This is a genomic window from Clostridium sp. Marseille-P2415 (assembly GCF_900155545.1).
Lineage (GTDB): Bacteria > Bacillota > Clostridia > Lachnospirales > Lachnospiraceae > Lacrimispora.
Map to the genome: position 1 here is coordinate 420,503 of NZ_LT732525.1, position 22,666 is coordinate 443,168.

20 protein-coding genes are annotated in these 22,666 nt (G+C 47.6%); 4 read left to right on the forward strand and 16 right to left on the reverse strand.

All coding sequences use genetic code 11. The features are described 5' to 3' along the window. Positions 1 to 31 precede the first annotated feature (31 nt). On the forward strand, positions 32 to 1,522 hold the full coding sequence (locus BQ9856_RS02080; protein WP_077609497.1) for an IMP dehydrogenase: 1,491 nt from the start codon (positions 32 to 34) through the stop codon (positions 1,520 to 1,522). 70 nt (positions 1,523 to 1,592) lie between these two features. Here BQ9856_RS02080 and BQ9856_RS02085 read toward each other — a convergent pair whose 3' ends face one another. The 14 genes from BQ9856_RS02085 to nifH form a co-directional block, all read right to left on the reverse strand. Beyond that, on the reverse strand, positions 1,593 to 2,579 hold the full coding sequence (locus tag BQ9856_RS02085) for a hypothetical protein (protein ID WP_077609498.1): 987 nt from the start codon (positions 2,577 to 2,579) through the stop codon (positions 1,593 to 1,595). Between the two features lie 17 nt (positions 2,580 to 2,596). Further along, positions 2,597 to 3,208, reverse strand: a complete 612-nt coding sequence (locus tag BQ9856_RS02090; protein WP_077609499.1) for a Fe-only nitrogenase accessory AnfO family protein — start codon at positions 3,206 to 3,208, stop codon at positions 2,597 to 2,599. 21 nt (positions 3,209 to 3,229) lie between these two features. Beyond that, positions 3,230 to 3,520 carry a PqqD family peptide modification chaperone gene (locus tag BQ9856_RS02095; protein WP_077609500.1) on the reverse strand — a complete coding sequence of 97 codons (291 nt, stop codon included), beginning with the start codon at positions 3,518 to 3,520 and terminating at the stop codon, positions 3,230 to 3,232. Position 3,521: 1 nt separating this feature from the next. Then, positions 3,522 to 4,916 carry a hypothetical protein gene (locus tag BQ9856_RS02100; protein ID WP_077609501.1) on the reverse strand — a complete coding sequence of 465 codons (1,395 nt, stop codon included), beginning with the start codon at positions 4,914 to 4,916 and terminating at the stop codon, positions 3,522 to 3,524. Further along, complete coding sequence (locus BQ9856_RS02105; RefSeq protein ID WP_077610001.1) at positions 4,894 to 5,721, reverse strand: homocitrate synthase; 828 nt, start codon at positions 5,719 to 5,721, stop codon at positions 4,894 to 4,896. Before BQ9856_RS02105 ends, BQ9856_RS02100 begins: the two co-directional genes overlap by 23 nt. After that, a complete protein-coding gene (locus tag BQ9856_RS02110; RefSeq protein WP_077609502.1) occupies positions 5,696 to 6,679 on the reverse strand; it encodes a homocitrate synthase/isopropylmalate synthase family protein in 984 nt (327 codons plus the stop codon). The genes BQ9856_RS02105 and BQ9856_RS02110 overlap by 26 nt, the downstream gene beginning before the upstream one ends. A 32-nt stretch (positions 6,680 to 6,711) precedes the next feature. Further along, complete coding sequence (locus tag BQ9856_RS24705) at positions 6,712 to 7,020, reverse strand: 2Fe-2S ferredoxin (protein WP_200801237.1); 309 nt, start codon at positions 7,018 to 7,020, stop codon at positions 6,712 to 6,714. Between the two features lie 15 nt (positions 7,021 to 7,035). After that, complete coding sequence (locus BQ9856_RS02115; RefSeq protein ID WP_200801238.1) at positions 7,036 to 9,684, reverse strand: nitrogenase component 1; 2,649 nt, start codon at positions 9,682 to 9,684, stop codon at positions 7,036 to 7,038. A gap of 18 nt (positions 9,685 to 9,702) precedes the next feature. Next, on the reverse strand, positions 9,703 to 11,058 hold the full coding sequence (gene nifE, locus BQ9856_RS02120) for a nitrogenase iron-molybdenum cofactor biosynthesis protein NifE (protein WP_077610002.1): 1,356 nt from the start codon (positions 11,056 to 11,058) through the stop codon (positions 9,703 to 9,705). A gap of 270 nt (positions 11,059 to 11,328) precedes the next feature. Then, entirely contained in the window at positions 11,329 to 12,702 is a 1,374-nt protein-coding gene (locus BQ9856_RS02125; protein WP_077609503.1) for a nitrogenase component 1, read from the reverse strand. Continuing rightward, positions 12,702 to 14,300, reverse strand: coding sequence for a nitrogenase component I subunit alpha (locus tag BQ9856_RS02130; protein ID WP_077609504.1), 1,599 nt, complete (start codon positions 14,298 to 14,300; stop codon positions 12,702 to 12,704). Before BQ9856_RS02130 ends, BQ9856_RS02125 begins: the two co-directional genes overlap by 1 nt. 15 nt (positions 14,301 to 14,315) lie before the next feature. After that, positions 14,316 to 14,699: a P-II family nitrogen regulator gene (locus BQ9856_RS02135; RefSeq protein WP_077609505.1), complete on the reverse strand. Its 384-nt coding sequence runs from the start codon at positions 14,697 to 14,699 to the stop codon at positions 14,316 to 14,318. A 33-nt stretch (positions 14,700 to 14,732) separates the two neighbouring features. Next, positions 14,733 to 15,056 (reverse strand): P-II family nitrogen regulator, encoded by a 324-nt coding sequence (locus tag BQ9856_RS02140; RefSeq protein ID WP_077609506.1) that lies wholly within the window; start codon positions 15,054 to 15,056, stop codon positions 14,733 to 14,735. A 23-nt stretch (positions 15,057 to 15,079) separates the two neighbouring features. Further along, the gene (nifH, locus tag BQ9856_RS02145) at positions 15,080 to 15,898 is read right to left on the reverse strand and encodes a nitrogenase iron protein (RefSeq protein ID WP_077609507.1); all 819 of its coding nucleotides are present in this window, start codon (positions 15,896 to 15,898) and stop codon (positions 15,080 to 15,082) included. Positions 15,899 to 16,429: 531 nt separating this feature from the next. Here nifH and BQ9856_RS02150 point away from each other — a divergent pair. Beyond that, on the forward strand, positions 16,430 to 17,677 hold the full coding sequence (locus BQ9856_RS02150) for a cation:proton antiporter (protein ID WP_077609508.1): 1,248 nt from the start codon (positions 16,430 to 16,432) through the stop codon (positions 17,675 to 17,677). Between the two features lie 50 nt (positions 17,678 to 17,727). Here BQ9856_RS02150 and BQ9856_RS02155 read toward each other — a convergent pair whose 3' ends face one another. Both BQ9856_RS02155 and rfbD read right to left on the reverse strand, forming a co-directional pair. Then, positions 17,728 to 18,990, reverse strand: a complete 1,263-nt coding sequence (locus BQ9856_RS02155; RefSeq protein WP_077609509.1) for a dicarboxylate/amino acid:cation symporter — start codon at positions 18,988 to 18,990, stop codon at positions 17,728 to 17,730. A gap of 26 nt (positions 18,991 to 19,016) precedes the next feature. Beyond that, positions 19,017 to 19,871: a dTDP-4-dehydrorhamnose reductase gene (rfbD, locus tag BQ9856_RS02160; protein ID WP_442855460.1), complete on the reverse strand. Its 855-nt coding sequence runs from the start codon at positions 19,869 to 19,871 to the stop codon at positions 19,017 to 19,019. Positions 19,872 to 20,059: 188 nt separating this feature from the next. On the opposite strand from rfbD, the gene BQ9856_RS02165 reads away from it, so the two are divergent. Then, entirely contained in the window at positions 20,060 to 21,790 is a 1,731-nt protein-coding gene (locus BQ9856_RS02165) for a LytS/YhcK type 5TM receptor domain-containing protein (RefSeq protein WP_077609510.1), read from the forward strand. A 13-nt stretch (positions 21,791 to 21,803) separates the two neighbouring features. Beyond that, entirely contained in the window at positions 21,804 to 22,547 is a 744-nt protein-coding gene (locus BQ9856_RS02170; RefSeq protein WP_077609511.1) for a LytR/AlgR family response regulator transcription factor, read from the forward strand. Positions 22,548 to 22,666: the final 119 nt, after the last annotated feature.

The following is a 22,666-nucleotide window of genomic DNA, read 5'->3' on the forward strand; positions in this document are numbered from 1 at the left end:
GGAATGAATATGAAAGGAAAAAAGGAATAAAATGGCTAAAATATATCATGAAATATCCCGAACATTCAATGAATATCTGCTGATCCCAAATTTGTCCACCCCCCTTTGCACACCTGATAAGATTGATTTGACAGTACCTCTTACAAGACATAGGGCAGAGGAACCGCATCTAAGACTCAATATTCCACTTGTTTCTGCTATTATGCAGGCGGTATCGGATCACAAGCTTGCTATTTCATTGGCCCGGTGCGGAGGTCTGGCATTTATATATGGAGCGCAATCAATAAATTCACAGGCCAAAATGATTAAGGAAGTCAAGAAATTTAAATCTGGTTTTGTTACATGTGATTCTTATCTGTCACCGGAACATACTTTGAATGACATACTAAAGCTTAGAGAAAAAACAGGACATTCTACGATGGCTGTTACTTCTGACGGAAATCAGGACGGTTCCTTTATAGGAATCATTACAAGCAGAGATTATAGAATAAGCAGAGATTCATTGCATAAAAAGGTTCGTGATCTTATGACACCATATGAAAAGATAGTTACAGGAAGCGATGGAATATCTCTTAATGAGGCAAATGACCTGATTTGGGCCAATAAATTAAATTGCCTTCCTATAGTAAATGAGAAACAACAGTTGGTAAATATGGTATTTCGAAAGGATTACGATGCTCATAAGGAAAATCCCCTTGAACTTCTTGATAAAAAGAAAAGCCTCCTTGTTGGAGCCGGAATTAATACTCACGATTATCAGGAACGCATTCCCGCATTGCTTAAAGCCGGTGCTGATATATTGTGCCTGGATTCTTCCGATGGCTATTCTGTTTGGCAAAAAGATGCCATATCATATGTAAAAGCAAATTATCCGGATACATTTATTGGTGCCGGGAATGTAGTGGATGCAGAGGGATTCCGTTATCTGGCAGATGCAGGGGCGGATTTTGTAAAAGTTGGCATTGGCGGCGGGTCTATTTGTATCACACGCGAACAGAAAGGGATTGGAAGAGGACAAGCTACTTCTGTATTAGAAGTAGCTGATGCCAGAAATAAATATCAGGAAGAAACAGGAATCTACGTCCCTATATGTTCCGACGGTGGAATTGTATATGATAATCATATTGCCATTGCATTGGCCATGGGCGCAGATTTTGTGATGATGGGAAGATATTTTGCAAGGTTTGATGAAAGCCCCGGGAAGAAGTTAAAAAGAGGCAATGAATATGTAAAAGAATATTGGGGAGAAGGGTCAGACCGGGCTAAGAACTGGCAGCGTTATAGCATGACAGCCAATAAAGATATTTATTTTGAAGAAGGCGTTGATAGTTATGTTCCATATGCCGGAGCATTGAAGGATAATCTATCAGTCACTCTAAGTAAGATAAGAGCTACCATGTCAAGCTGTGGGGCAGCCTCCATTGATGAATTTCAAAAAAAAGCAAGGATTACACTTGTTTCTTCAACGAGCATCAGAGAAGGCGGAGCTCATGATATTATATTAAAAGATAAAAATTATTAGAAATTCCCAACGGATAACTGGCGGCTTATGGATCGGGGAACATAAACCGTCAGTAAAGCCATGAGGTGGTTTATTCTGATTTGTTTTTATTGCACAGGGAACAGTTTGCGCAATCTGCCGGGCTGCAGTGCATTCCAGGCCGTTGGAATGGTTCTATGGTAAAACCGCAGTCATCCAGGCTGAATTTATGATTTTTAATTATTGCATCTCTGGAATCATAATCAAATTCTATTTTCAGTCCTGATACTGTGAGTACATCATCATACAGCGGATGGGGTTTTATGTATGGGGCAAATGTTTCCATGAAGCCTTCTTCTGTCTGAACATAGACAGCATTGTCACAGGTGATCAGAGACTGAATCAGGCCTTCTTCTGTGAAAGAAAGGGAATTGCTGTCTGCATTCACTCCAATCTGGTCCGGATCGTATGCAGTGATGTTACCAATGGGTGTATTTACAGTTACCGGCTCTGCCGGTTCCACGGATTTTAAATTTCCGGATTCATATAAGGACAGCCCGACCCTGGTATCGACCGTTCCCAAGGACGTTGCAACCGATATCCGTTCGCCTGGAAACAGAGTGATGCTCTTTATTTCTCCGCTCTCATAAAAACAAAGGCCGTTTATCATGGTCCGGAATTCCGAGAAGCCTAAGTCAAAGGAAATGGGAATGTTTAGCTCCCGCTCCTCCTCTTCCGTCCAGAATCCGCTTATCTGTCCGTCCAGAATAAACACCCGGTGAAGCTCTCCGGTGGGATAAAATTTCACCAGTTCCGCCGGAAGCTCTCCGATCGGAGTTATGATTTCCTGCTGCCGGTCCAGCGCCACACTGATCACCATGCCCTGCCGGTCAAACTCTACAGAAGGTTTATTCTTTCTCCTTGCGGTTTCCGTATAGGCAGGAACCAGTTCTCCCACCTCTGTCACAATCATATTTTTTTCTGAGAGCCGGACTCCGGAAAGCTCTCCCTGGGGATAGCAGGTGAAGGTATCCACTCCGCCAAATATCCCGAAAGGTGTCTGCAGCTTTTTTTCTTCTATGACCATATAGTTTTGCATATCATTTCACCTCCGCATCAGCATTGTTTTTTCGTCAAGAGCACATGCATTAAGCCATCCCTTGACTGAACCCTCTTTTCACAGGAAGCATCCCGCTCCAGCCATGGCGGCACGTGGGCGCAGATCAGATGCAGCTCCAGAAAAGGAGTATTGGAAAGAAATGGCATAAGCGCCTTTTTCGATGATATCTCCGGGCATTCCTTCTGAAGCTCCTGCAGGTTCAGCATATAAACTCCAGGGGTCCGGGTTTCTGCCGGACGGGCATTCCGGATCATTTCATCCTTCATCCTCTCTTTCTCATCGCTTTCCTCAATGTCCGTGATGACTCCGTTTAATGTTTCATCGTCTATTTTTTCTACGGAAAAAATACAGCATCCCTTCCTGTTAAATACGGAAAACGGGATTCCGGCGATTTCTTTGCATACCACTGCTTTCACCTCTTCTGCCAGATGAGCGATTTTCTCCGTTTCCTTTCTCAGTTCCTTTACGGTCAAGCCCCCAAGAGGTAAGAAAGAAGCCGTCCGGGCAATTTTCCACGTCTCATCCTGCTTTTCATAGATATCAACCATATTACACTTTACAAAGGATACGATCTCCTTTTCTCTGCTGAAAACTGCGATTCTATCCATTGCCCTCCCCCTTCCTTTCTTTTATTCATCAATCTCCACCACATTTCCATGAATCAGCTTTGCTAAGAATTCTTCCAGCTCCAGCTGTGCTTCTTCTTCCTCAATGTTCTTTTCCTCTGAAAGTAGACTTACCAGCTCTGTGACATCCGTCCCTCTCTCCAAGCTGTTCCACAGGAAAATGCAGGTCTCATTCACAGAAGGCAGACCATCTAGTGAGCCGTTCTGACTGTCTCTTTCATCAAAGATACAGAATTCGCCGCCAAGCTCCTTTAACGTAAAGCCTGGCTTCAGCTTAACATTTTTGATTTTCATTTCAGCCCCTTAACCTTTCTATATCCACTCCGCTTTTTATCAGCTCTAAATCTTCCCTGTCATAACCTGTGCTCACCATGACGGCACCGGTCGTCATCCACATGGCGATCAGTCCGCAGACCTTCTTAAGCATCAGAAGTAACAGCCAGGCGCTGGCCTCCTGCCCTGCCATGCTCTGCTTTATGCCTTCCAATAAGATCTGTTCTGCTTCCGGTCCTGCCGGGATGTTCTTTAAATCAGCTTTCCGGAAAATTCCATATTTCTGAATTGTCTGGGCATATGCTACGGCATACTCCATTCTCCGCTTTTCTTCTCTGGACTGGGCCAGCGTATTTCCGCCTGCATAGATGACCGGCGCTGTCCCGGAAAGTCCGGCGATCCGTTCCCTGAGCTTCTGTTTATCATAGTAATTGGTTTTTGGATCATCAATCCGTTTTCGGATCCCGGCAATGCGCTTTTTTATTTCAGGATTGTTCCTGCCGGTCCCAATAACAGAATATTGGCTGGTTACAGTTACTGTTTCCGCCTTCCCGAGCATATCCAGAGTGATTTCGCTGAAACCACAGGGAAACTTACCGTCAAAGACCCTGGTACCGGTCAAAACCGCCGCATCCTCCAGAATATCTTCTTTCCGGCTGCCTGCTCCAGGGGCTTTCATCCCCCACACCCGAAGCCGGTTCTGCCTGACATTGGCATTTAAAAGTGTCAGCGCTTCCCCTTCTATCTGATCCGCCAGAATGAACAGTCCTTCGTTTCCCAGCCTCTGAAGGACCGGATACAGTTCCATAAAAGAGGACAGGGGCCGGTTTGCCACCAGCACATACATCTGCTTTAATGTTCCGGCCGTTCCGACTGCAGGAGGGCCCTCAAGGCGCATGCCCCTTGTTATCTCAAGCTTTGTATCCGAATACACAGATTCCTTTACAACCAGTTCCCCCTCTTCCATCCCGCGAAGTATCAGCTCTGCAGTTTCCCGGTTATTTGTGATATCCCAAAGCTGTTCCGGCAAAGGCCGGGCGGAGGGGCCGGAGCCGGCTCTGATGGCCTCCCCGATCGAAAATGCCGCATTTTTTAATTCCCTGGCAAAGGAAACCGGGTTGGCTCCGGAAGCGTCCTTTTTTTCACAGACCGACAGCAAAAACTCCATAAACACGGCTGCTTCCCTGGTTCCGCAGCCGGTAACTGCGTTGATCTCTGCAATCGCTCCTGCTGCAAGGCGGATTCCCTGATTTAAATACAAGTCCTTTCCTTCCAGTTCCTTTGCCACCTCCATGGCTGACAGGCTGTAGGCACCATTTACCAGTATCCCGCCTTCACAGGACAGGGCACGGCATAGCTGCCGGATTCCTTCTGCCAGTTTTCTCTTTCCCTCTTCATATCTTATCTGACGTATCATCCGGAGTCCCTCCTGCCATCATGGTTCTCAATATCGCCTCTGCTCTCTTAATATCCATACTGCTCACACCCAGATCGAACTTCCGGTTGGCGCTGTGGACAAACTCATATAAATTGCAGTTTCCTGCCCTCTCACCGATCCCCAGCAATGTTCCGTCTACCAGATCCGCTCCGGCCAGAGCCATGACAATGGAATTGGCAACTGCCATGCCGAAATCGTTGTGTTCGTGAACTTCGATCCGGATCCCGGTCTGCCGGATCTCATCCACCAGTTCTCTGGCTCTTTTGGGAAAGAGGACGCCGACCGTATCCGCCAGACGTATGACTTCCACTCCATGCTGTTTCATGAGCCTGATCAGGGATAATAAAAATGCTACATCCGCCCTGGAGGCGTCCTCCATTCCTACGGTGATCGGGATGCCGTAATCCTTTGCGATCTGAATGCATTCCAGAAGTGTTTTTTCGATCCATTTCTTATTTTTACCGATTTTATGATAGATTTGTGCATAAGATACCGGAGTTCCGATGTGAATGAGATCAGGCCTCTGCCTTGCCGACTCCTCCACATCGCCCGGATTCAGCCTTGACCACACTGATATCCGGGCATGCTTTTTCCGGTTCATGATCTCACTGATATAATTGCAGCCTTCTGTTCCGGTATCATAGATGCCGGCTTCGATTTCATGGATCCCAATGCTGTCTAAGAAAAGGGCGAGCTTTATTTTATCGGAGGGAGAGAAAACGACACCCGGACACTGTTCGCCGTCACGGAGGGTCGTATCAACCATTTTGATTCGTCTTTTCATATTCATCACACTCACTCATCATTTTTATGAACTCTTCATCGGTCACTTCCCCGCCCTTTTTGATGCTGATCCGTTTCACCTGCTCCAGTAAATGTTCCACATTGCACCTGCCTTCCAGATTCAGCTGCTTTAGCTTGTAGCGGATGGAGGTTCCTCCGGAATGCTTCCCCAACACGACCTTTCGTGCCGCACCCACTAACTCCGGAGGAAAGGATTCGTAATTGGACGGCTTTTTCAGAACACCTGCCACATGGATTCCTGATTCAATATGAAAAATTTTTCTGCCGATCACTGGTGCATGGCAGGAAATACTTATGCCGGTCATATGCTCGAAAATATCTCTTAATTCCGCCAGCTTTTCAAAGCTGCAGTTGGGCTTATACCGCTCTACCACCCGCATTGCCAGAATTACCTGTTCTGTGGCCGCCTTATTTCCAATTCCCGTAAAGGTCGTCATTACCGTACCGTTATGATTGTACTGCAGATAGTCCGCAGCAATTGCAGAAGCACAGTAATAGGTGTTTTCCGGATAAAGGATGGGGGAAACCTGCATGAGTAATTTCATCCCCCGTTCATAAATATCCCGGCTTTCATATATCAGCATATCATCCAGTCCGGTCAGCCTGATTTTCTTATCCGGACCGATCCCTTCCAGGCCCTTCAGTTCCGAAACATCATTTACCTGAATATTCCGGATGCTCCGTCCTGTGCCGTCGCAAAAAGAAGAGAAAAAAAACTGGATGCCCGGATATTCGCTGCTTTCCGTCATATTGGGCAGCTCCATATAGTATTCTATCCCTTTTGGCAGATTTCCATTTAAGAGTTTATAAACCCTGGGTGACAGAACCGCTGCAGAAACGGAAAGCTCCCCCAGAAGCCTGGCAAAGCCGGAAGCCAGGGTTTCCGTCAGCGGATATTCATCCAGCATGGCCAGTGTCGCGTCAATAATCTTAATCATCCGGCGTACCCTCCTTTCGAAGTGCAGTCCTGCTAAATCATTAAATCCTTAACCGGGGTTCCTCCTTCAAAATGCTCGTCAAAGATCCGTTCCACATCACTTGCTTTCACGCCGCCGTACCAGACTCCTTCCGGGTATACGACAACCACAGGTCCCTTGTCACAGATTCCAAAGCAGCCGGTATTATTTAAGACTACTTCCCCGGATAATTCCCGGTCTTCGATCTCCTGCATGAAGGACTGGACCAAGTCCACACTTCCCTTCTGATAGCACATTCCCTTCTGGGTTCCGTTGACTCTGCAGCTTGTGCAGATAAATACATGATATTTTGGCTGTACCATTTGACCCATCCTTTCTTACATCGCTGACGCCGCTTTTTTTACTGCAGCTTCGATCATGTCATAGGTATTTACCGGCGTGATCCCCCTCTGGGTCAGTTTCCGCTTAGGTTCCATACCTATCCGCATGGCTATGACACCGTTGCATCCGTTTAAAGCAGCTATGATCCGCTCTATATTATCTTCTTTCTCCCCGCAGGATTCTTCCCCCCGGCAGTACTGCTCTACCTTTCGTTTTCCAACAAACCGGACCTCTCCATCCAGATAGTCATAGAGGTAAAACTCTCTTGCATGGCCAAAGTGTGTGTCTACGATCACACCGCTTTTTGAGGCCACTGCAAACCGGTATGTCTGATGGACCGGAGGAGTTTCCTTTTGCTCTTCCTTGAGAAACCCGTTTAACCGGATGGACTTATCATCGTCAAGGGTCCCCACCGCATCGGCACGGCAATGCTGGCAGTGATACATCTGGGGCATGATTTCCCCGCACTGTTTTCGGATCTCCTGCAGCCGTTTATTGGAAATCGGCTCTATATCCTGGAATGCGCTGCCTTCTACCGGAATCATCTGCATGATATTGGTAATGTAACACCCCATGGACTTCACGGTTTTTACAACTTCCGGGACATGCGCATCATTGATCCCTTTTACCGTAACAATATTTACCTTTACGATCACATGGCTTGCTATGAGAAGGCGGATCCCGGCAAGCTGGTTTGCTACCATAACCGCTCCGGCTGCATCTCCTTTATATTCCTTTCCCATAAAATGAATGTACTGATACATCTGTCCGCTGATATGGGGATCCACAGCATTCATGGTCACGGTCACATGAGAAACACCCAGATCCGCAAGCTCCCTTGCATACAGAGGAAGCTTTAAGCCGTTTGTGGAAAGGCAGAAGGTGACATCCGGATCATGCTTTCGGATCAGCTCAAATACCGTTTTTACACTCTCCCAGTTTTCCAGCGCTTCTCCCGGTCCTGCAATGCCGGCAACGGTTAAATTGGGCATCTTTTTCTTCACCTCTATGTACCGTTCCAGTGCTTCGTTTGGAGTCAGAATGCCGGAGGTCACACCCGGGCGGCTTTCATTGGGACAGTCAAATTTCCGGACGCAATAGCTGCACTGCACATTGCAGGCCGGGGCTACCGGCAGATGGATCCTTGCATATTGATGGGCTCCGCAGTTGTAGCACGGATGCTCCATGGTCTTTTTCCGGATCATCTCCTCTCCGTCTTCCGGCTCTGCCTGTTTCGGTTCTTCCTTTTTCCCGTCGATCAGTGTATTTTTATAATAGGTATCGTAAAGAGTATCCCGGAAGGTGGTCTCGGTGGTATCAATGAGGTCATTGGTCATTTCATCCATGTACTCCATGGAACCTTCGTATCCGAGCATTCTTAAGCGCTGGCCTCCCACATGGTCGTGAATGGGAAAGCCTCTCCGTACCAGGGGAAGCTTTAAATCCTCCGCGATCCTTCTTCCATCGGAATTGCCCACCAGAATGTTGGCTTTGTATGTCCGGATCATGGCTTCTATATCCTTAAAATCCGCCTTGTCTGCGATCCCATAAGCATCCACAAAATACAGGCTGCCAAGTTTTTCGATTTCCGGCCCGGCCAGTTCTGCCAGCTCCGGGCACGCCGCTCCGGTCGCACATACCACAGGCATAATGCCGCATTCGCACATCAGCCGCACGGTAGAGAACACCTGGTCCGGCTCCCCGAACACGGCTGCCCTTCCGGAAGCGTTATACTTATGGGAATCGATCATGGAATCCAGGTACCGCCCCCGTTCTTCTTTTAATTCCCGGGGAATCTCTTTTCCGGAAATCTCAGAAAGCGTACGGAGGAACCCGTCGGTATCCCGGATCCCCACCGGCAAAGGCAGCCTTTTAAAGGGTACTCCATAAGCATCCTCCAAAAATTTTGCCACGGAATCCTTTCGTTCAAACCCGGTTAATTCCAAAGTCAGCCTGGCTCCGCCCATTTTCCGGATATCCGCAATACCGGTCCCATGATGGGGCAGGCGGTTATACTCCTTCGCATGCACTCCATCCAGGTTCTCCGAAACATCCGGAAGCAGAACAGCTTCTATTCCAAACAGATTTAAAATCCTCTTTAAATATCTGGTATCGGCAGGACTTAAAGGCGCAGTTACCACATTCACTCTGTTGTTTTTATCCACATCCATGGTCACGGAAGATATCATTGCGTGCAGCGCCCGGAAATATCCCTCGTATTGGCTTCCTCCATATCCCGGCGATGAGCATGGTATGATGATCATGTCCCGGTACTCCGGATTCTCTTCTTTAAAAGCATCAATGATCCCCGGAACGTCTTCCCCGATGGTTTCCGCAAGACAGGTGGTCATAACACCTATCACATCCGGATGATAGAGTTCGATCAGATTTTTTAAGCCTTTTTTTAAATTTTCACTTCCGCCGTAAACAGTCCCCTGTTCGGTAAGGGAAGAGGAAGCGATATCAATCGGTTCGTTGTAATGGGTGGCCATATGCCGACGGATATACGTTGCGCACCCCTGAGAACCGTGGAGGATGGTCATGCAGTTTTTTAAACCGTAAAAAGCGGTCGCGCTGCCCATGGGCATACACATTTTGCACGGATTTATATTCATATTTACCAGAGGCTTTACCTCACTTTTCATCGTCACTCCGCCTTTCTGTCAGCTTACATATTCCCATACCGGATTATTTATGCTTCGGTTGATCTCCATTGTAAAGTTATACACGCCTTCAAAGCCTGCAAGAGGCAGTTTTCGTTCATGGTTATGGTCACAGAACGCAATCCCCAGTTTATAGGCCAATGGCCTTTCCTTCACGCCCCCTACCAGGATATCCGCTCCTTTTTCCTTCATGAACGCTTCCAGTTCCGCCGGATTGGCATCATCAAGGATCACGGTATCCTGATCCACCAGGCTTTCGATGATTTCATAATCTTCCTTTTTCCCTGTCTGGGTCCCAACGACCACGGTTTTCATTCCCATTACCGCAAATTGGCGGATCAGTGAAATGGCCTTAAATCCTCCCCCAACGTAAATGGCCGCTTTCTTACCGGCCAGATTCTTCCTGTACCGGTCCAGAAAACCGGTGAGCTTTTTCTCCTGTTCGCGGCAAAATTCGATGGCTTTCCTTCTGGCTTCCTCATCTCCCAATGCCTCTGCTACACGAACCAGAGAGGCCGCGGTATCTTCTATCCCGAAAAAGCTGACCTTCAGAAATGGGATCTCAAATTCCTCTTCCATCCGTTTTGCAAGATAGTTGCTGGAACCTGCGCACTGGACGATGTTCAAAGAAGCCTGGGGGGCCCTTATCATGTCTTCATAGCAGGTGTCACCGGTAAATCCGGTTATAACGTCGATCCCGATCTGTTTGAAGTAATTTTTAATGATCCACATTTCCCCCGCCAGGTTAAAATCCCCCAAAATATTGATGGCCTTTTTCTTCTCCATGCTTTTATGGGGGATCAGCACCTGCATGATGGCATCGCATGCCATACGGTATCCGGTTGATTTGTTTCCGGAAAATCCGGGCGACTTTACAGGAATGACAGGGATTTTATACTGTTCGGACTTGATCCTGCAAAGTGCATCTACATCGTCTCCGATCACGCCTACGATGCAGGTAGCATAAATAAAAATCATTTTGACATTCTCCTGCCTGCTCATCAGCTCATCGACTGCAGCATCCAGTTTTTTTATTCCTCCGAATATGATATCGGTTTCCTGAAGATCCGTGGAAAAGCTGTTGCGGTAAATGTCTTCTCCGCTTGTTAAAGAGCCCCGGATATCCCAGGTATAGCTGGAACAGCCGATGGGACCGTGTACAATATGATAGGCATCCGTAATGGGGTTTAAGACGACCCTTGCTCCGCAGTATACGCACGCTCTTTGGGATACGGAACCGGATACACTGTTACTGTCACAGCAGATTCCGCCTTTGGGACTATCCCAGCCGTCCTTCACCATGATGGAATTTTTTCTGGCATCCAATATATTCCTGTTACATACTACCGTTTCCATGACCATACTCCTTTCCTCTTTCCTGCCCATGTATTTTGGGCATAAAGGTATACCCACAGGGTGCTTCCTCTTTCCTGCCCACGTATTTTGGGCATAAAGGTATACCCGCAGGGTGTTTCCTCTTTCCTGCCCACGTATTTTGGGCAGGGCCCGCCCCGCTTTATCGGGCGTAAAGGTATACCCGCAGGGTGTTTCCTCTTTCCTGCCCATGCAAAAATACAGCAATAGGGAGGGGTTGCTCCCTCCCTGGCTTAAGTATTTTCCGATCTTCTACATGACTACATCAAAATCTTCGTCCGCCGCATCCCTGTCCTGCCGGTCCATCATAGCATCGACGATCTTTTCTACGTACCGGATCGCACCGGCATACCCGACCGTAGCCTGGATCGGATTGCCGTACCGGTCCAGTACCGGGAATCCCATTCGGACAATGGGGATATCTTCTGCTTTTGCGATCTGTTTTCCATAGCTGGAACCAAGAAGAACGTCTACGGGCTCATTCTTGATCAGCTGATGTAAATAAAACAGATCCGTGTCGGCTTTCACCACATATTCGCTTTCATCCACACCGTACTGATCCATCAACGCTTTTATTTCCTTCTCCCACCGCTCCTTCGGAGTTCCTGTGATGATATATTTGGGACTCATTCCGAGCTCCAGGCACAGGGCGGTGAAACCATACACAATATCCGGGTCCCCGTAAACCGCAGTTTTCTTCTTATAAACATACTGGTGAGCGTCTAACATCAAATCGACCAGTCTTCCTCTTTCATCCTCCAGCTCCTTCGGAACTTCCTTTTTGGTGAATTTCTGCAATTCCATGACGTACCGGTCTGTCAGCTTGACGCCCACCGGAACCGGTATGTTGGAGAACGGAACCTTATATTCCTTTTTCAAATATTCTGAGGGCTCCAGGCTGCAGTATGTTCCCATGGAAATCAGTTTGGCACAGTCCCCCAGTGCCTCAATGTCAGAAGCCGACGTTCCCGCATGATCGTGGAAATATTCATTCTTTCCATCCATGGGGTGATCCATGGTTCCGTCATGATCCGGAAAATAAATGAACTCTGCTCCCATAAGACCTGCGATCCGCTTTAATTCCCGGTCGTCTCCGGGATTGACCCAGCCCGGGAAGATGGCTACCTTCCCGTTGGGCTTGCCGCTTTTCTTTGTCATATACCGCATGAATCCGATCATCATGTTGGAGAATCCCTGTATGTGGGAGCCCTCATAAGAGGGAGTGCTGGCAAACAGAATGGTTTTTCCCTCCGGAATTTCCATGTCCAGAATATAGGAACCAACGTCATCCCCGATCGTCTCGGAAAGACAGGTGGTATGGATCGCCATTATATCCGGATCATACAGATCGAACACATTCTTAACGGCTGTTGTAATGTTGCTTCTCCCGCCGAATACGGAAGCCCCCTCGGTAAAGGAGCTGGTGGAAGCAAGCGCCGGTTCCTTGAAATGGCGGCTCAAAACCGTCCTGTGATAGGAACAGCAGCCCTGAGAGCCGTGGGAATGAGGCATGCATTTTTCTGCCCCCAGAGCACAGAACATGGCTCCTACCGGTTCACATGTCTTACATGGATTAATGGTCATTCGACGCTTTTCCATGACTTCTTTTGGAGTTAAATCAAGCATCAGCCGGCACCTCCTAACGTTCCTTCAAGCATGGGCACAGTTTTCCACGGCGGCTTTACCAGCACCCAGGCATTGGTATACAGACTCATGGCAACATCCCTTCCGAAGTTTACCGCCCCGCGGAATCCCGCATAGGGACCGGAATAATCGTAGGAATGCATCTGACGGGATACCACTCCGCCATGCTGAATGGCATATTTATCCTTAATACCGGAAAAGAATATATCGGGCTTATATTCATCAATGAGCTGGTCTGTTTCAAACATGTTATAGTCATCCACAACCATATAGCCTTTCTTCATATCCTTTATCATGCCATCGTAGGTATCCAGTTCCACGCCTTCTGCCCGTAATTTCTTCATTTCTTCTTCGGAATAGCGGTCTGCATACCCGTTTTCCCGTTCCACCGTAATTTCCTCGATGTTCTTTGAATCCGCGTCCGCCTTAATCTGAGGTATGATCTCCCGGCCTTCGTAATCATCCCGGTGGGCAAATTCATAGCCTGCAATGGTGGTCTCCATGCCAAAATCCCGAAGCAGCATCTGATAATGATGGGAACGGGAACCGCCGACGAAAATGCCTGCCGTCTTTCCTTTCAGCTTGGATTTGTAATACTCCATATCCTCATTGATCTCTGCAAGCTCTTCTGCAATCACTTCCTCGGTGCGCCTGGTTAACTCCGGATCATTGAAGTATTTTGCCATCATACGAAGGGACTTGCAGGTTGCTCCTACACCGATAAAATTGACCTTCAGCCAGTCAACGCCATATTTGGTTTTCATCATTTCCGCTATGTAATTGATGGACCGGTGGCACATAACCAGATTTAAGTCTGCCAGATGGGAATTTTTCACGGTTTCATAGGATCCGTCTCCGGTAAATACGGAAACTACTTCATAGCCGATCTTCTTTAAAATGCGTTCCTGTTCCCAGCCGTCGCCGCCGATGTTATACTCGCCCAGGATATTAACGCTGTATTTTCCTTTGGGAGCTTCCCCGCCTTTTCCGATCACATAGCGCATCAGTCCGTTGTTTGCAATGTGATGCCCGGCGGACTGGGATACTCCCTTATATCCCTCACAGGAATATCCGATTGCCGTAATTCCATATTTCTCCTGAACCCTCCGTGCAACAGCCTGCACATCATCGCCGATCAGGCCGATGGGGCAGGTGGAACAGATAAAGATACACTTCGGCTGAAACAGCTTCATGATCTCATCAATGCCCGCTTCCAGCTTTTTCTCTCCGCCGAATACAATATCTGCCGCCCTCATGTCCGTACAGAAGGAATAAGGAACAAAATTGGGTTCTCCCTCATAGGAAGGTCTCGCTTTGTTTCTTCTTGTGCCCCAGGAATAAAATGCGCACCCGATGGGCCCATGGGTAATGACCACAGAATCCTTCATGGGACCGATGACAACGCCCTTGCAGCCTGCATAGCAGCAGCCCCTTGCGGTTACTATACCCGGAATTGCACGGGTATTGGCCGTAATCTCATCCGGTTTCTCACCAAATTCAAGCTGCGTAATATGACTTTTTCTATTTTTAAATACTCTGGATGAATATTTATCCAGCAACAGGTCTCGTTCCTTTGCCATAGCCTTCCCCTCCTGTCAATAAGCATCCATTGTGTGTTCACCGCTTCTGACGGTATAGGCCTCATAGATCGGAAGCACAAATATCTTTCCGTCACCCGGGTTTCCTGTCTGGTTCGCTTTTATTAAAATGTCAACAACGTCTGATACCTGGCCGTCCTCTACGATCAGCGTAATGAAACGCTTCGGGATCCACCGGAATGCCTCCGTCAAATGCTCTCCTTTTGGAGACATCGGCAATTCGCCGGTTTCCATGACCAGGGATAACAGCTCCGGATCGATGCTCTTTTTCCCTCTGCCAAGCACAGGCCTGCATGTAAATGCCGGAAAGCCTCCTTCCGCCAGGGCCTTCTTCGTGGGATTGATCTTATTCACGCGAATAAATGCCATTACTTCTTTCATTTTTATCATTCCTTTCTCTGCAAAAGCCCTGGCCTAAAGTCCCTGCTTTCCGGTGCTGATGGTATAGGCATCCTCCACCGGTGAAATAAAGATCCGTCCGTCGCCGTAATTTCCGTCGCCGGTTCTCGCGGTCCTTAAAATCACTTTTACCAGATCATCCTTATCCTCATCATTGCAGAAAAACAACAGCATTTCCTTCGGAATTTCATCATAGTGGATATCTCCCACGGTGATTCCTTTTTGCTTTCCACGTCCATATACATCCATTTTGGTCACGGCCTGAAACCCTGCTTCCGCAGCCTCTTTCATCACATAATCTGCCTTTTCCGGCCGGATAATTGCTCTCACCAATAACATAACATCCTCTCCTCTCTGTCCGGTTAGTCCATAACGCCATACTGCATCAGGATTTCTTCCAGTTCATCAATCTTCATCGGATTTGGGATTACAAACATTTCATTGGAATCGACCTTCTGTGCTAACGTACGGTATTCATCCGCCTGGGGCTCTTCCGGAGAAAAGTCAATGACAGTCCTCTTTCTGATTTCCGCTCTCTGCACCGCATTATCACGGGGTACAAAGTGGATCATCTGGGTTCCGATTTTAGCGGCCACAGCTTCCACCAGATCCTGTTCCTTATCCACCTTTCTGGAGTTGCAGATCAACCCCCCCAGCCGTACTCCGCCGCTCTTTGCATATTTTGCGATCCCTTTGGAAATGTTGTTGGCAGCATAGAGGGCCATCATTTCGCCGGAACATACGATATAAATCTCCTGCGCCTTGCCTTCCCGGATGGGCATTGCGAATCCACCGCATACAACGTCTCCGAGCACGTCATAAAATACATAATCCAGATCATCGGTGTAGGCACCAAGCTGCTCCAATAAGTTAATGGAGGTAATGATTCCGCGCCCCGCACATCCGACGCCGGGCTCCGGTCCGCCTGATTCCACTCCCTTGATTCCGCCATAGCCTTCCTTCATTACGGCATCCAGCTCGATGTCATCCCCCTCGTCACGGAGGGTATCCAAAACCGTTTTCTGTGCCAGACCTCCGAGAACAAGTCTGGTGGAATCTGCCTTCGGGTCACATCCCACGATCATAATGTGTTTTCCCATTTCCGCCAGACCTGCGGTCAGGTTCTGTGTGGTTGTCGATTTACCGATACCGCCTTTTCCATAGATAGCAACCTGTCTCATAACCAATTCCTCCTTACACATGAAAGAAGAGGCGGAAAGCGGATACGGACCGTATCCTGCTATTCCACCTCTTCGTGAATAGAACATGAAAAAGTAATTAAGTTTCAGTAATTAAGTTCTTACCTGAAGTTCTGTCGACCACTTAGGTTGCTATAATGATATCTTTTTTAACTTTGGAATTCAATACAGCATAATACACAAATATATAGCTATATTTTCTGTAATTACAGTATTTTATACAAATAACATCTTATTCTCATATAATTTTGCCATTAAACTTATATTTTTTAAAGATATGAAATAACATAAAATTTTATTCATATTCTATTGACGTTATATTGTCTTAAATCCTACAACTTCCAGTATTCAAACTTCGGCAAAAGGCCTGGCAGACAGCAATTTCTCCGGCGCAATAACCAGATGAAGCACGTCCAAATTTTTGACCGAATTGACAGTCGGTAAAAATAGGCGTAATATTAATCTGTTTACCATTTATAACCATATATATGCGCTTATTGAGGAGGGACAAAAATGAATAGTTACCAATTTTTACTTAACCTTGCAATCATTCTTCTCAGCACCAAGGTTCTCGGACTTGTTACCAGGAAATTCCACATGCCGCAGGTAGTGGGTGCCCTGTTAGCCGGAGTCATCCTCGGCCCTGCCATGCTTGGCACACTGCATGAAACGGAGTTTCTCGACAAGATAGCTGAAATCGGGGTCATCGTGCTGATGTTCTGTGCAGGCCTGGAGACAGATACAAAGGAATTACGAAAGAGCGGAAAATCCGCGTTTATCATCGCTCTCATCGGCGTGATCGTTCCGCTTATCGGAGGTTTCGCCGTTTCTCAGTTTTTCAACCGGCCGGAATTGATTCCATCAGACGCTAACGGTTCCCTTTTTTTGCAGAACATGTTCATCGGAGTCATTCTGACAGCCACCTCAGTCAGCATTTCAGTGGAAACATTAAAAGAGCTCGGAAAGCTCAAGACCCATTCCGGTAACGCCATTCTGGGCGCTGCCATCATCGATGATGTTCTTGGAATCATTGCCCTGACGATCATTACAAGCGTCGCAGATCCGGGTGTGAGCCTTTTCGTTGTTCTGTTAAAAATAGCAGCATTCTTTGTTTTTTCTGTTGCAGGCGGCATCCTCATCTATAAGCTGTTCTCCAAATGGAGCAACCAGGCGGAAAGAGGGCTGCAGCGCCATGCGATCGCAGCCTTTGCTCTGTGCCTTATAATGTCCTACATTGCGGAAAAATATTTTGGCATAGCAGACATCACCGGTGCTTACATAGCAGGGGTCATCATATCCAATACCCAGAAATCCCAATTCCTGACTTCCAAATTCGATACATTATCCTACCTGTTTTTATCCCCGGTTTTCTTTGCGAGCATCGGCCTTAAAGTGGAGCTGCCTTCCATGACGGCTTCCATTGTTCTGTTCGCTGTCTGTCTGACCCTGATTGCCATCCTGACCAAGGTGGTCGGCTGCGGCCTGGGTGCAAAACTGTGCGGATATAAAAATTACCAGAGCATCCGCATCGGCGTCGGCATGATCTCCCGTGGCGAGGTAGCCCTGATCGTAGCAAGCAAGGGACAGCAGTTAGGCCTTCTGGGTTCCAATTTCTTAGGACCGGTGGTTATCGTCGTTGTCATTACTACCATCATCACTCCGATCCTGCTGAAACCGGTATTCCGCCTTGGGCCGAATGTTCCATTCAATGAGGCAAAACTGGGAGAAAATTACGAAGAGGTTTCCAAATACCGTCAGTAATATTTAAAAAGGCAGCATCAGACCTTTCTCAGGAATGATGCCGCCTTTTATTATGCCTCATGAAATACGTTTTTATCCACTGCATTGTCCTGGCAGGCAACGATCGTGGTGCAGACCGCATCGCCTGTAATGTTGACCGCGGTCCGGCTCATATCCAGAATCCGGTCGATTCCCATGATCAAAGCGATGGCCTCCACCGGCAGGCCGACGGAATGGAATACCATAGACAGGGTAATAAGGCCGACCCCCGGCACTCCGGCCGTGCCGACAGAAGCCAGGGTTGCCGTCAGAATAACGGTCATATAGTCCGCAGGAGTTAAATTCATTCCGAAAGCCTGAGCAGCGAATACCACGGCAACTCCCTGCATGATGGCCGTTCCATCCATATTGATGGTGGCACCCAGAGGAATCGTAAAAGAAGAAATCCTCTTGGATACTCCCATTTTTTTATGAAGGGTATCAATGGACATGGGAATGGTGGCATTGGATGTTGCTGTAGAAAATGCAAATCCCATAACCGGAAGAAATTTCTTTAAAAACCGGACCGGATTCAAGCCGGTAAAACCCTTTAACATTGCCATATAAGTAACCAGGCACTGAATCGCCAGGGCCGCCAGAACAGACAGCATATATTTTAACAATGGAAGAAAGGCATCATAACCGATACCGGAAAAGGTCTTGGCAATGAGGCAGAACACCCCATAAGGAGCCAGCTTCATGACCATAACTGTCATCTGCATCATCACATCGTTAAACTGGCTGAAAAAGTTCCCGACCGTTTCCACGCTCTCTCCCAGCTTTGCCAGGATCACGCCCACAAGCAGGGCAAACAGAATGATGGGAAGCATGTCCCCGCTTGCCAGAGCACCAAGCGGATTGGTGGGGATGATATTAAGCAACGTATCCGGAAGGCTTGTCTTTTCTGCAATGGACACCTCTTTGGTCTCAATGGAAGACATATTCAGGCCAATTCCCGGATCGATGAGATTTGCTACCAGTAGCGCTATGGAAATTGCGAGAGCTGTGGTGGCCAGATAAAGAACCAGCGTCTTGATACCGATTTTTCCCAGTTTCTTCGTATCTCCCATTGCCATGCTCCCGCAAACCAGGGAGCAGAATACCAGGGGTACCACCAGCATCTGCATGAGCCGCAGGAAGCCGTTTCCCACCACATAAAAGATTCCGCCGATTATCACCTCATCCCGGAGCTTTCCCGCGGGGACAAAGTAGTGAAGCAGGATTCCGGTCAGAGCGCCGGCTAAAAGCCCGATAAAGATTGCTGTGGTCAGTCCCATTTTTTTCTTATTATCCATATATTATATACTTCCTTCCTTTTTTCTTATTTGCCGCTTCCGGTCATATAGCGTTCAAGCATCACTCTCCAATCCGGCAGCAGTTGTATATCTGATATCTTAAGCATCAGGTTCTCCAGAACCGAATAAGAGGGACGCATGGCAGTCAGCTTATCCTCCCTTGCCGGAACCGGAACCACTTCCGTCTGATATCCGGAAAGCCTTACGATTTCTTTTGCAAATTCATACCGGGTACAGCTTCCCTGGCCCGTCACGTGATAAATTCCATCAGGGGCAGATTCCATCAGGCCGATCACTTTAGCCGCCAGCTCAGAAGCACCGGTCGGCACCGCAGTCTGGTCCTCTGCCGCATAAATGGTTTTCCCTTCCTCCAGCTGTTTTAATATGCGGCTTACATAGCCGCTTCCGTCACCAAATATCCAGGAGCTCCGGATAATGATATGCCGGCTGCAGAATTCCCTGACAAAATTCTCTCCCGCCAGTTTTGATTTTCCATAAATGGTCTGAGGATTTGGCGTGTCAAATTCCGTATAAGGGACATTGCCGCTGCCGTCAAATACATCATCCGTTGACATCTGAATCATTCTTGCCTTTCCCATTCTGGCCGCCACACTTAGATTGCGGGCACCCAGAGCATTGACCTTAAATGCATTTTCCTTGCTTTCCTCACAGGCGCTGACATCGGTAAGGCCCGCACAGTTTACGATATAATGGGGCCGGTTCATATGGGCAAAATCCGTGACCGCCTCGGGGTTGGTGATATCAACATCATCCACATCGGTGAGCAGAAGCTCAACCTGTGAGTGTTTTAACAGCTCCGTCATTTTCCTGCCAACTCTCCCATTGGCACCGCAGATCCATACCTTCTGCATACTGTTCATTTTCTTCCCTCCAATCAAACGTCAAAATCATAAGTTAATATTTTACCATGTTTTGAAGGAAGGAACAAGTTTTTTTCATTTCAGGCTGAGATTCATGCCTTTGCAGGAATTTAAAAGTAAAGCTTCATTTTTATCCATTATTTGATATAATTTAGTTATTAACCCGTGTTTGTGCAAGGAGGTGTTCCATGCCTGATACTATGTTTTTCAGTCTCCTGTTAAATATCGGCCTTCTGGTTCTCATCGCCACTCTGCTGACAAAAATACCGATCGTTCGCAGCATGCTTCTGTACGATAAAAATCCCCCCGGATGTATCGCAGCTCTGGCAGCCATATTCGGTCTCGTCAGCATTATCTCTACCTATACAGGGGTACGCGCACAGGGAGCCATCGTCAATACCCGTGTGATCGGCGTACTGGCAGCCGGACTGTTAGGCGGCCCTTATGTCGGCATGGGAGCCGCCTTAATCGGAGGGCTTCACCGTTACTTTTTTGATATCGGCGGCTTTACTGCCGTTTCCTGTGCCTTGTCTACCCTCATGGAAGGCCTTGCAGGCTCCATATTTTCCCGCCGTTTTAAAATGGGAAAGATAAACAGTGCCGGTATCTTTCTGATCACCGCACTTGTAGAAACGGGACAAATGGGGATCATACTTCTGATCTCCAGACCGTTTCAGGCAGCCATGCAGCTGGTGGAGGTGATCGCATTTCCCATGATCATCATGAACGCACTGGGCATGATCATCTTTTTAGGTACCTTTAACATGGTATTTATGGAAGAGGACAGCCAGTTCGCCGAGAAAATGCGTCTGGCGCTGGGAATCGTGGAGCAAAGCCTGCCCCATTTGCGTAAGGGCTTATACAGCACTGCAGATATGGAGGCTGCTGCGGAAATCATTTATCAATCCACTTCCTGTGCCGCCGTATTGATCACTGATACCAGGAAAATCCTCGCCATGAAAGCCGATGCAGGCTTATGCGCATTAAAGGGGGATTCCATTCTGGTCCCTATTCTGGAATCCCTCCGGGATTTAAAACCAACCATATTCGATTATGCAGAAAAAGACGACCCTTTTTATCCCATATTAAAAAACCATATGATCGTGGCCGCTCCCATGGTCGAGACGGACCATCCCATCGGCAGCCTGACCATGGTGGTAAAAAAACACTGGCACAATTCCCGGTCAAACTTAAATTTTGCTTCTGAGCTGGCCCGGCTTTTCTCCACCCAGCTGGAGCTTTCTTATCTGGAATACCAGAAAAAACTGCGGCGCAAGGCGGAGTTTAAGGCCTTGCAGTCTCAGGTAAACCCGCATTTTTTATATAATTCGCTCAATACCATCTCCTACATCAGCCGGGAAAATCCGGACAGAGCCAGAGAGCTTCTCCTCTCCCTTTCTTCTTACTACCGGCAGACTTTAGAAAACGACCAGTATATGCTGAACCTTCACACAGAGCTTTCTCATATTTCCAGCTATCTGGACCTTGAAAAAGCAAGGTTTGAAGAAAAGCTCCGTGTAGTGATCGACGTGGAGGATGGCATAAACTGCATGGTTCCCTCCTTCATTCTCCAGCCCCTGGTGGAAAATGCCATCCGGTACGGTGCCGATCATAAGGGAAACCGGCTGGTATCCATTCATGCCCATACCATGGACGACAAGATCGAAATAGCGGTTTCTGACAATGGAATGGGATTTCCCCGGGATATCCCTAAGCAGCTGTATGCAGGGGAGAGCTATGGAGGTGTAGGGCTGGAGAACGTACATAAGCGGTTAAAGAGCATCTACGGACAGGATAACGGACTTCATATCGAAAGCTCTGTAAATGGCTCCAGAGTCTTTTTCCTGATACCTGCGGCAGTCTCAGAATCCAGGTATGGAGAGGAGCTTGCCGCAACTGCTCATCAAAAAATAGTTTAATGGAGAGGTTATTATGAAAATTGCAGTGATCGATGACGAGCGTCCTGCCCGAAAAGAACTGATTCATCAGATTTTGTCCATTTTCCCGGACAGCCGGATCAAAGAGGCTGACAGCGGAGCTGCCGCCCTTGAGCTTCTCGAAAATCATTCCTTTGACCTGCTGTTTCTGGACATAAACTTAAATGATATGGAAGGAACTACGCTGGCTGCGGCTGTAAAGCGCATGCTTCCGGATGCCCAGATCGTTTTTGCTACGGCCTATTCCCAATATGCGGTGAAAGCATTTGAGCTGGGTGTAAATAATTATATCCTTAAGCCCTTTGATCCGGAAAGAGTGCGCCGGGTCCTTGAAAAATGCAGCAGGGATTTAACCAGGCTGCACACAGAAAAATCCCAGGCAGATAACAGGCTCCCGTCTTTTCCCTCCAACCGGATGCCCATCTGCGTGAACCGGACCATCTTCCTGCTGGACATCAGCCAGATCGTATACATTGAGACCTGCTTAAGGAGCTGCATCATACATACCGTCTCTAAGGATTACACGGAAAACCAGCTTTTGGGAGAATACGAAAAGCGGCTGGCCCCTTACGGCTTCTGCCGCATCCACAAAAGCTTTCTGGTCAATTTAAATTACATTGCGGAAATGTTTCCCTGGGCCAGCAACAGCATGGCAGTCAAGATGCAGGGCTTTGAACAAAATATCCTTCCTGTCGGAAGGGAAAAAGTCAAACACCTAAGGCAGCTCATCGGAATTTAAACGCTTCCTGCCTGTTTATGAATATCATTCTGCCGTTTGTGCAATTAGTACTTACGTTCATGCAAATATCATTTATTTTTGTGCATATTATAGTATAATCGGTAGGTAAGAATGGTTTT

What these genes read in the sequence shown, in the direction of transcription:
- BQ9856_RS24705 (WP_200801237.1), bottom strand. Translation starts at nt 7,020, where the DNA reads ATGGTACAGCCAAAATATCATGTATTTATCTGCACAAGCTGCAGAGTC.
- BQ9856_RS02135 (WP_077609505.1), bottom strand. Translation starts at nt 14,699, where the DNA reads ATGAAAGAAGTAATGGCATTTATTCGCGTGAATAAGATCAATCCCACG.
- BQ9856_RS02170 (WP_077609511.1), top strand. Translation starts at nt 21,804, where the DNA reads ATGAAAATTGCAGTGATCGATGACGAGCGTCCTGCCCGAAAAGAACTG.
- nifH (WP_077609507.1), bottom strand. Translation starts at nt 15,898, where the DNA reads ATGAGACAGGTTGCTATCTATGGAAAAGGCGGTATCGGTAAATCGACA.
- BQ9856_RS02090 (WP_077609499.1), bottom strand. Translation starts at nt 3,208, where the DNA reads ATGGATAGAATCGCAGTTTTCAGCAGAGAAAAGGAGATCGTATCCTTT.
- BQ9856_RS02095 (WP_077609500.1), bottom strand. Translation starts at nt 3,520, where the DNA reads ATGAAAATCAAAAATGTTAAGCTGAAGCCAGGCTTTACGTTAAAGGAG.
- BQ9856_RS02140 (WP_077609506.1), bottom strand. Translation starts at nt 15,056, where the DNA reads ATGTTATTGGTGAGAGCAATTATCCGGCCGGAAAAGGCAGATTATGTG.
- BQ9856_RS02130 (WP_077609504.1), bottom strand. Translation starts at nt 14,300, where the DNA reads ATGGCAAAGGAACGAGACCTGTTGCTGGATAAATATTCATCCAGAGTA.
- BQ9856_RS02100 (WP_077609501.1), bottom strand. Translation starts at nt 4,916, where the DNA reads ATGATACGTCAGATAAGATATGAAGAGGGAAAGAGAAAACTGGCAGAA.
- BQ9856_RS02085 (WP_077609498.1), bottom strand. Translation starts at nt 2,579, where the DNA reads ATGCAAAACTATATGGTCATAGAAGAAAAAAAGCTGCAGACACCTTTC.
- BQ9856_RS02115 (WP_200801238.1), bottom strand. Translation starts at nt 9,684, where the DNA reads ATGAAAAGTGAGGTAAAGCCTCTGGTAAATATGAATATAAATCCGTGC.
- BQ9856_RS02125 (WP_077609503.1), bottom strand. Translation starts at nt 12,702, where the DNA reads ATGCTTGATTTAACTCCAAAAGAAGTCATGGAAAAGCGTCGAATGACC.
- BQ9856_RS02080 (WP_077609497.1), top strand. Translation starts at nt 32, where the DNA reads ATGGCTAAAATATATCATGAAATATCCCGAACATTCAATGAATATCTG.
- BQ9856_RS02105 (WP_077610001.1), bottom strand. Translation starts at nt 5,721, where the DNA reads ATGAAAAGACGAATCAAAATGGTTGATACGACCCTCCGTGACGGCGAA.
- rfbD (WP_442855460.1), bottom strand. Translation starts at nt 19,871, where the DNA reads ATGAACAGTATGCAGAAGGTATGGATCTGCGGTGCCAATGGGAGAGTT.
- BQ9856_RS02110 (WP_077609502.1), bottom strand. Translation starts at nt 6,679, where the DNA reads ATGATTAAGATTATTGACGCGACACTGGCCATGCTGGATGAATATCCG.
- BQ9856_RS02150 (WP_077609508.1), top strand. Translation starts at nt 16,430, where the DNA reads ATGAATAGTTACCAATTTTTACTTAACCTTGCAATCATTCTTCTCAGC.
- BQ9856_RS02155 (WP_077609509.1), bottom strand. Translation starts at nt 18,990, where the DNA reads ATGGATAATAAGAAAAAAATGGGACTGACCACAGCAATCTTTATCGGG.
- BQ9856_RS02165 (WP_077609510.1), top strand. Translation starts at nt 20,060, where the DNA reads ATGCCTGATACTATGTTTTTCAGTCTCCTGTTAAATATCGGCCTTCTG.
- nifE (WP_077610002.1), bottom strand. Translation starts at nt 11,058, where the DNA reads ATGGAAACGGTAGTATGTAACAGGAATATATTGGATGCCAGAAAAAAT.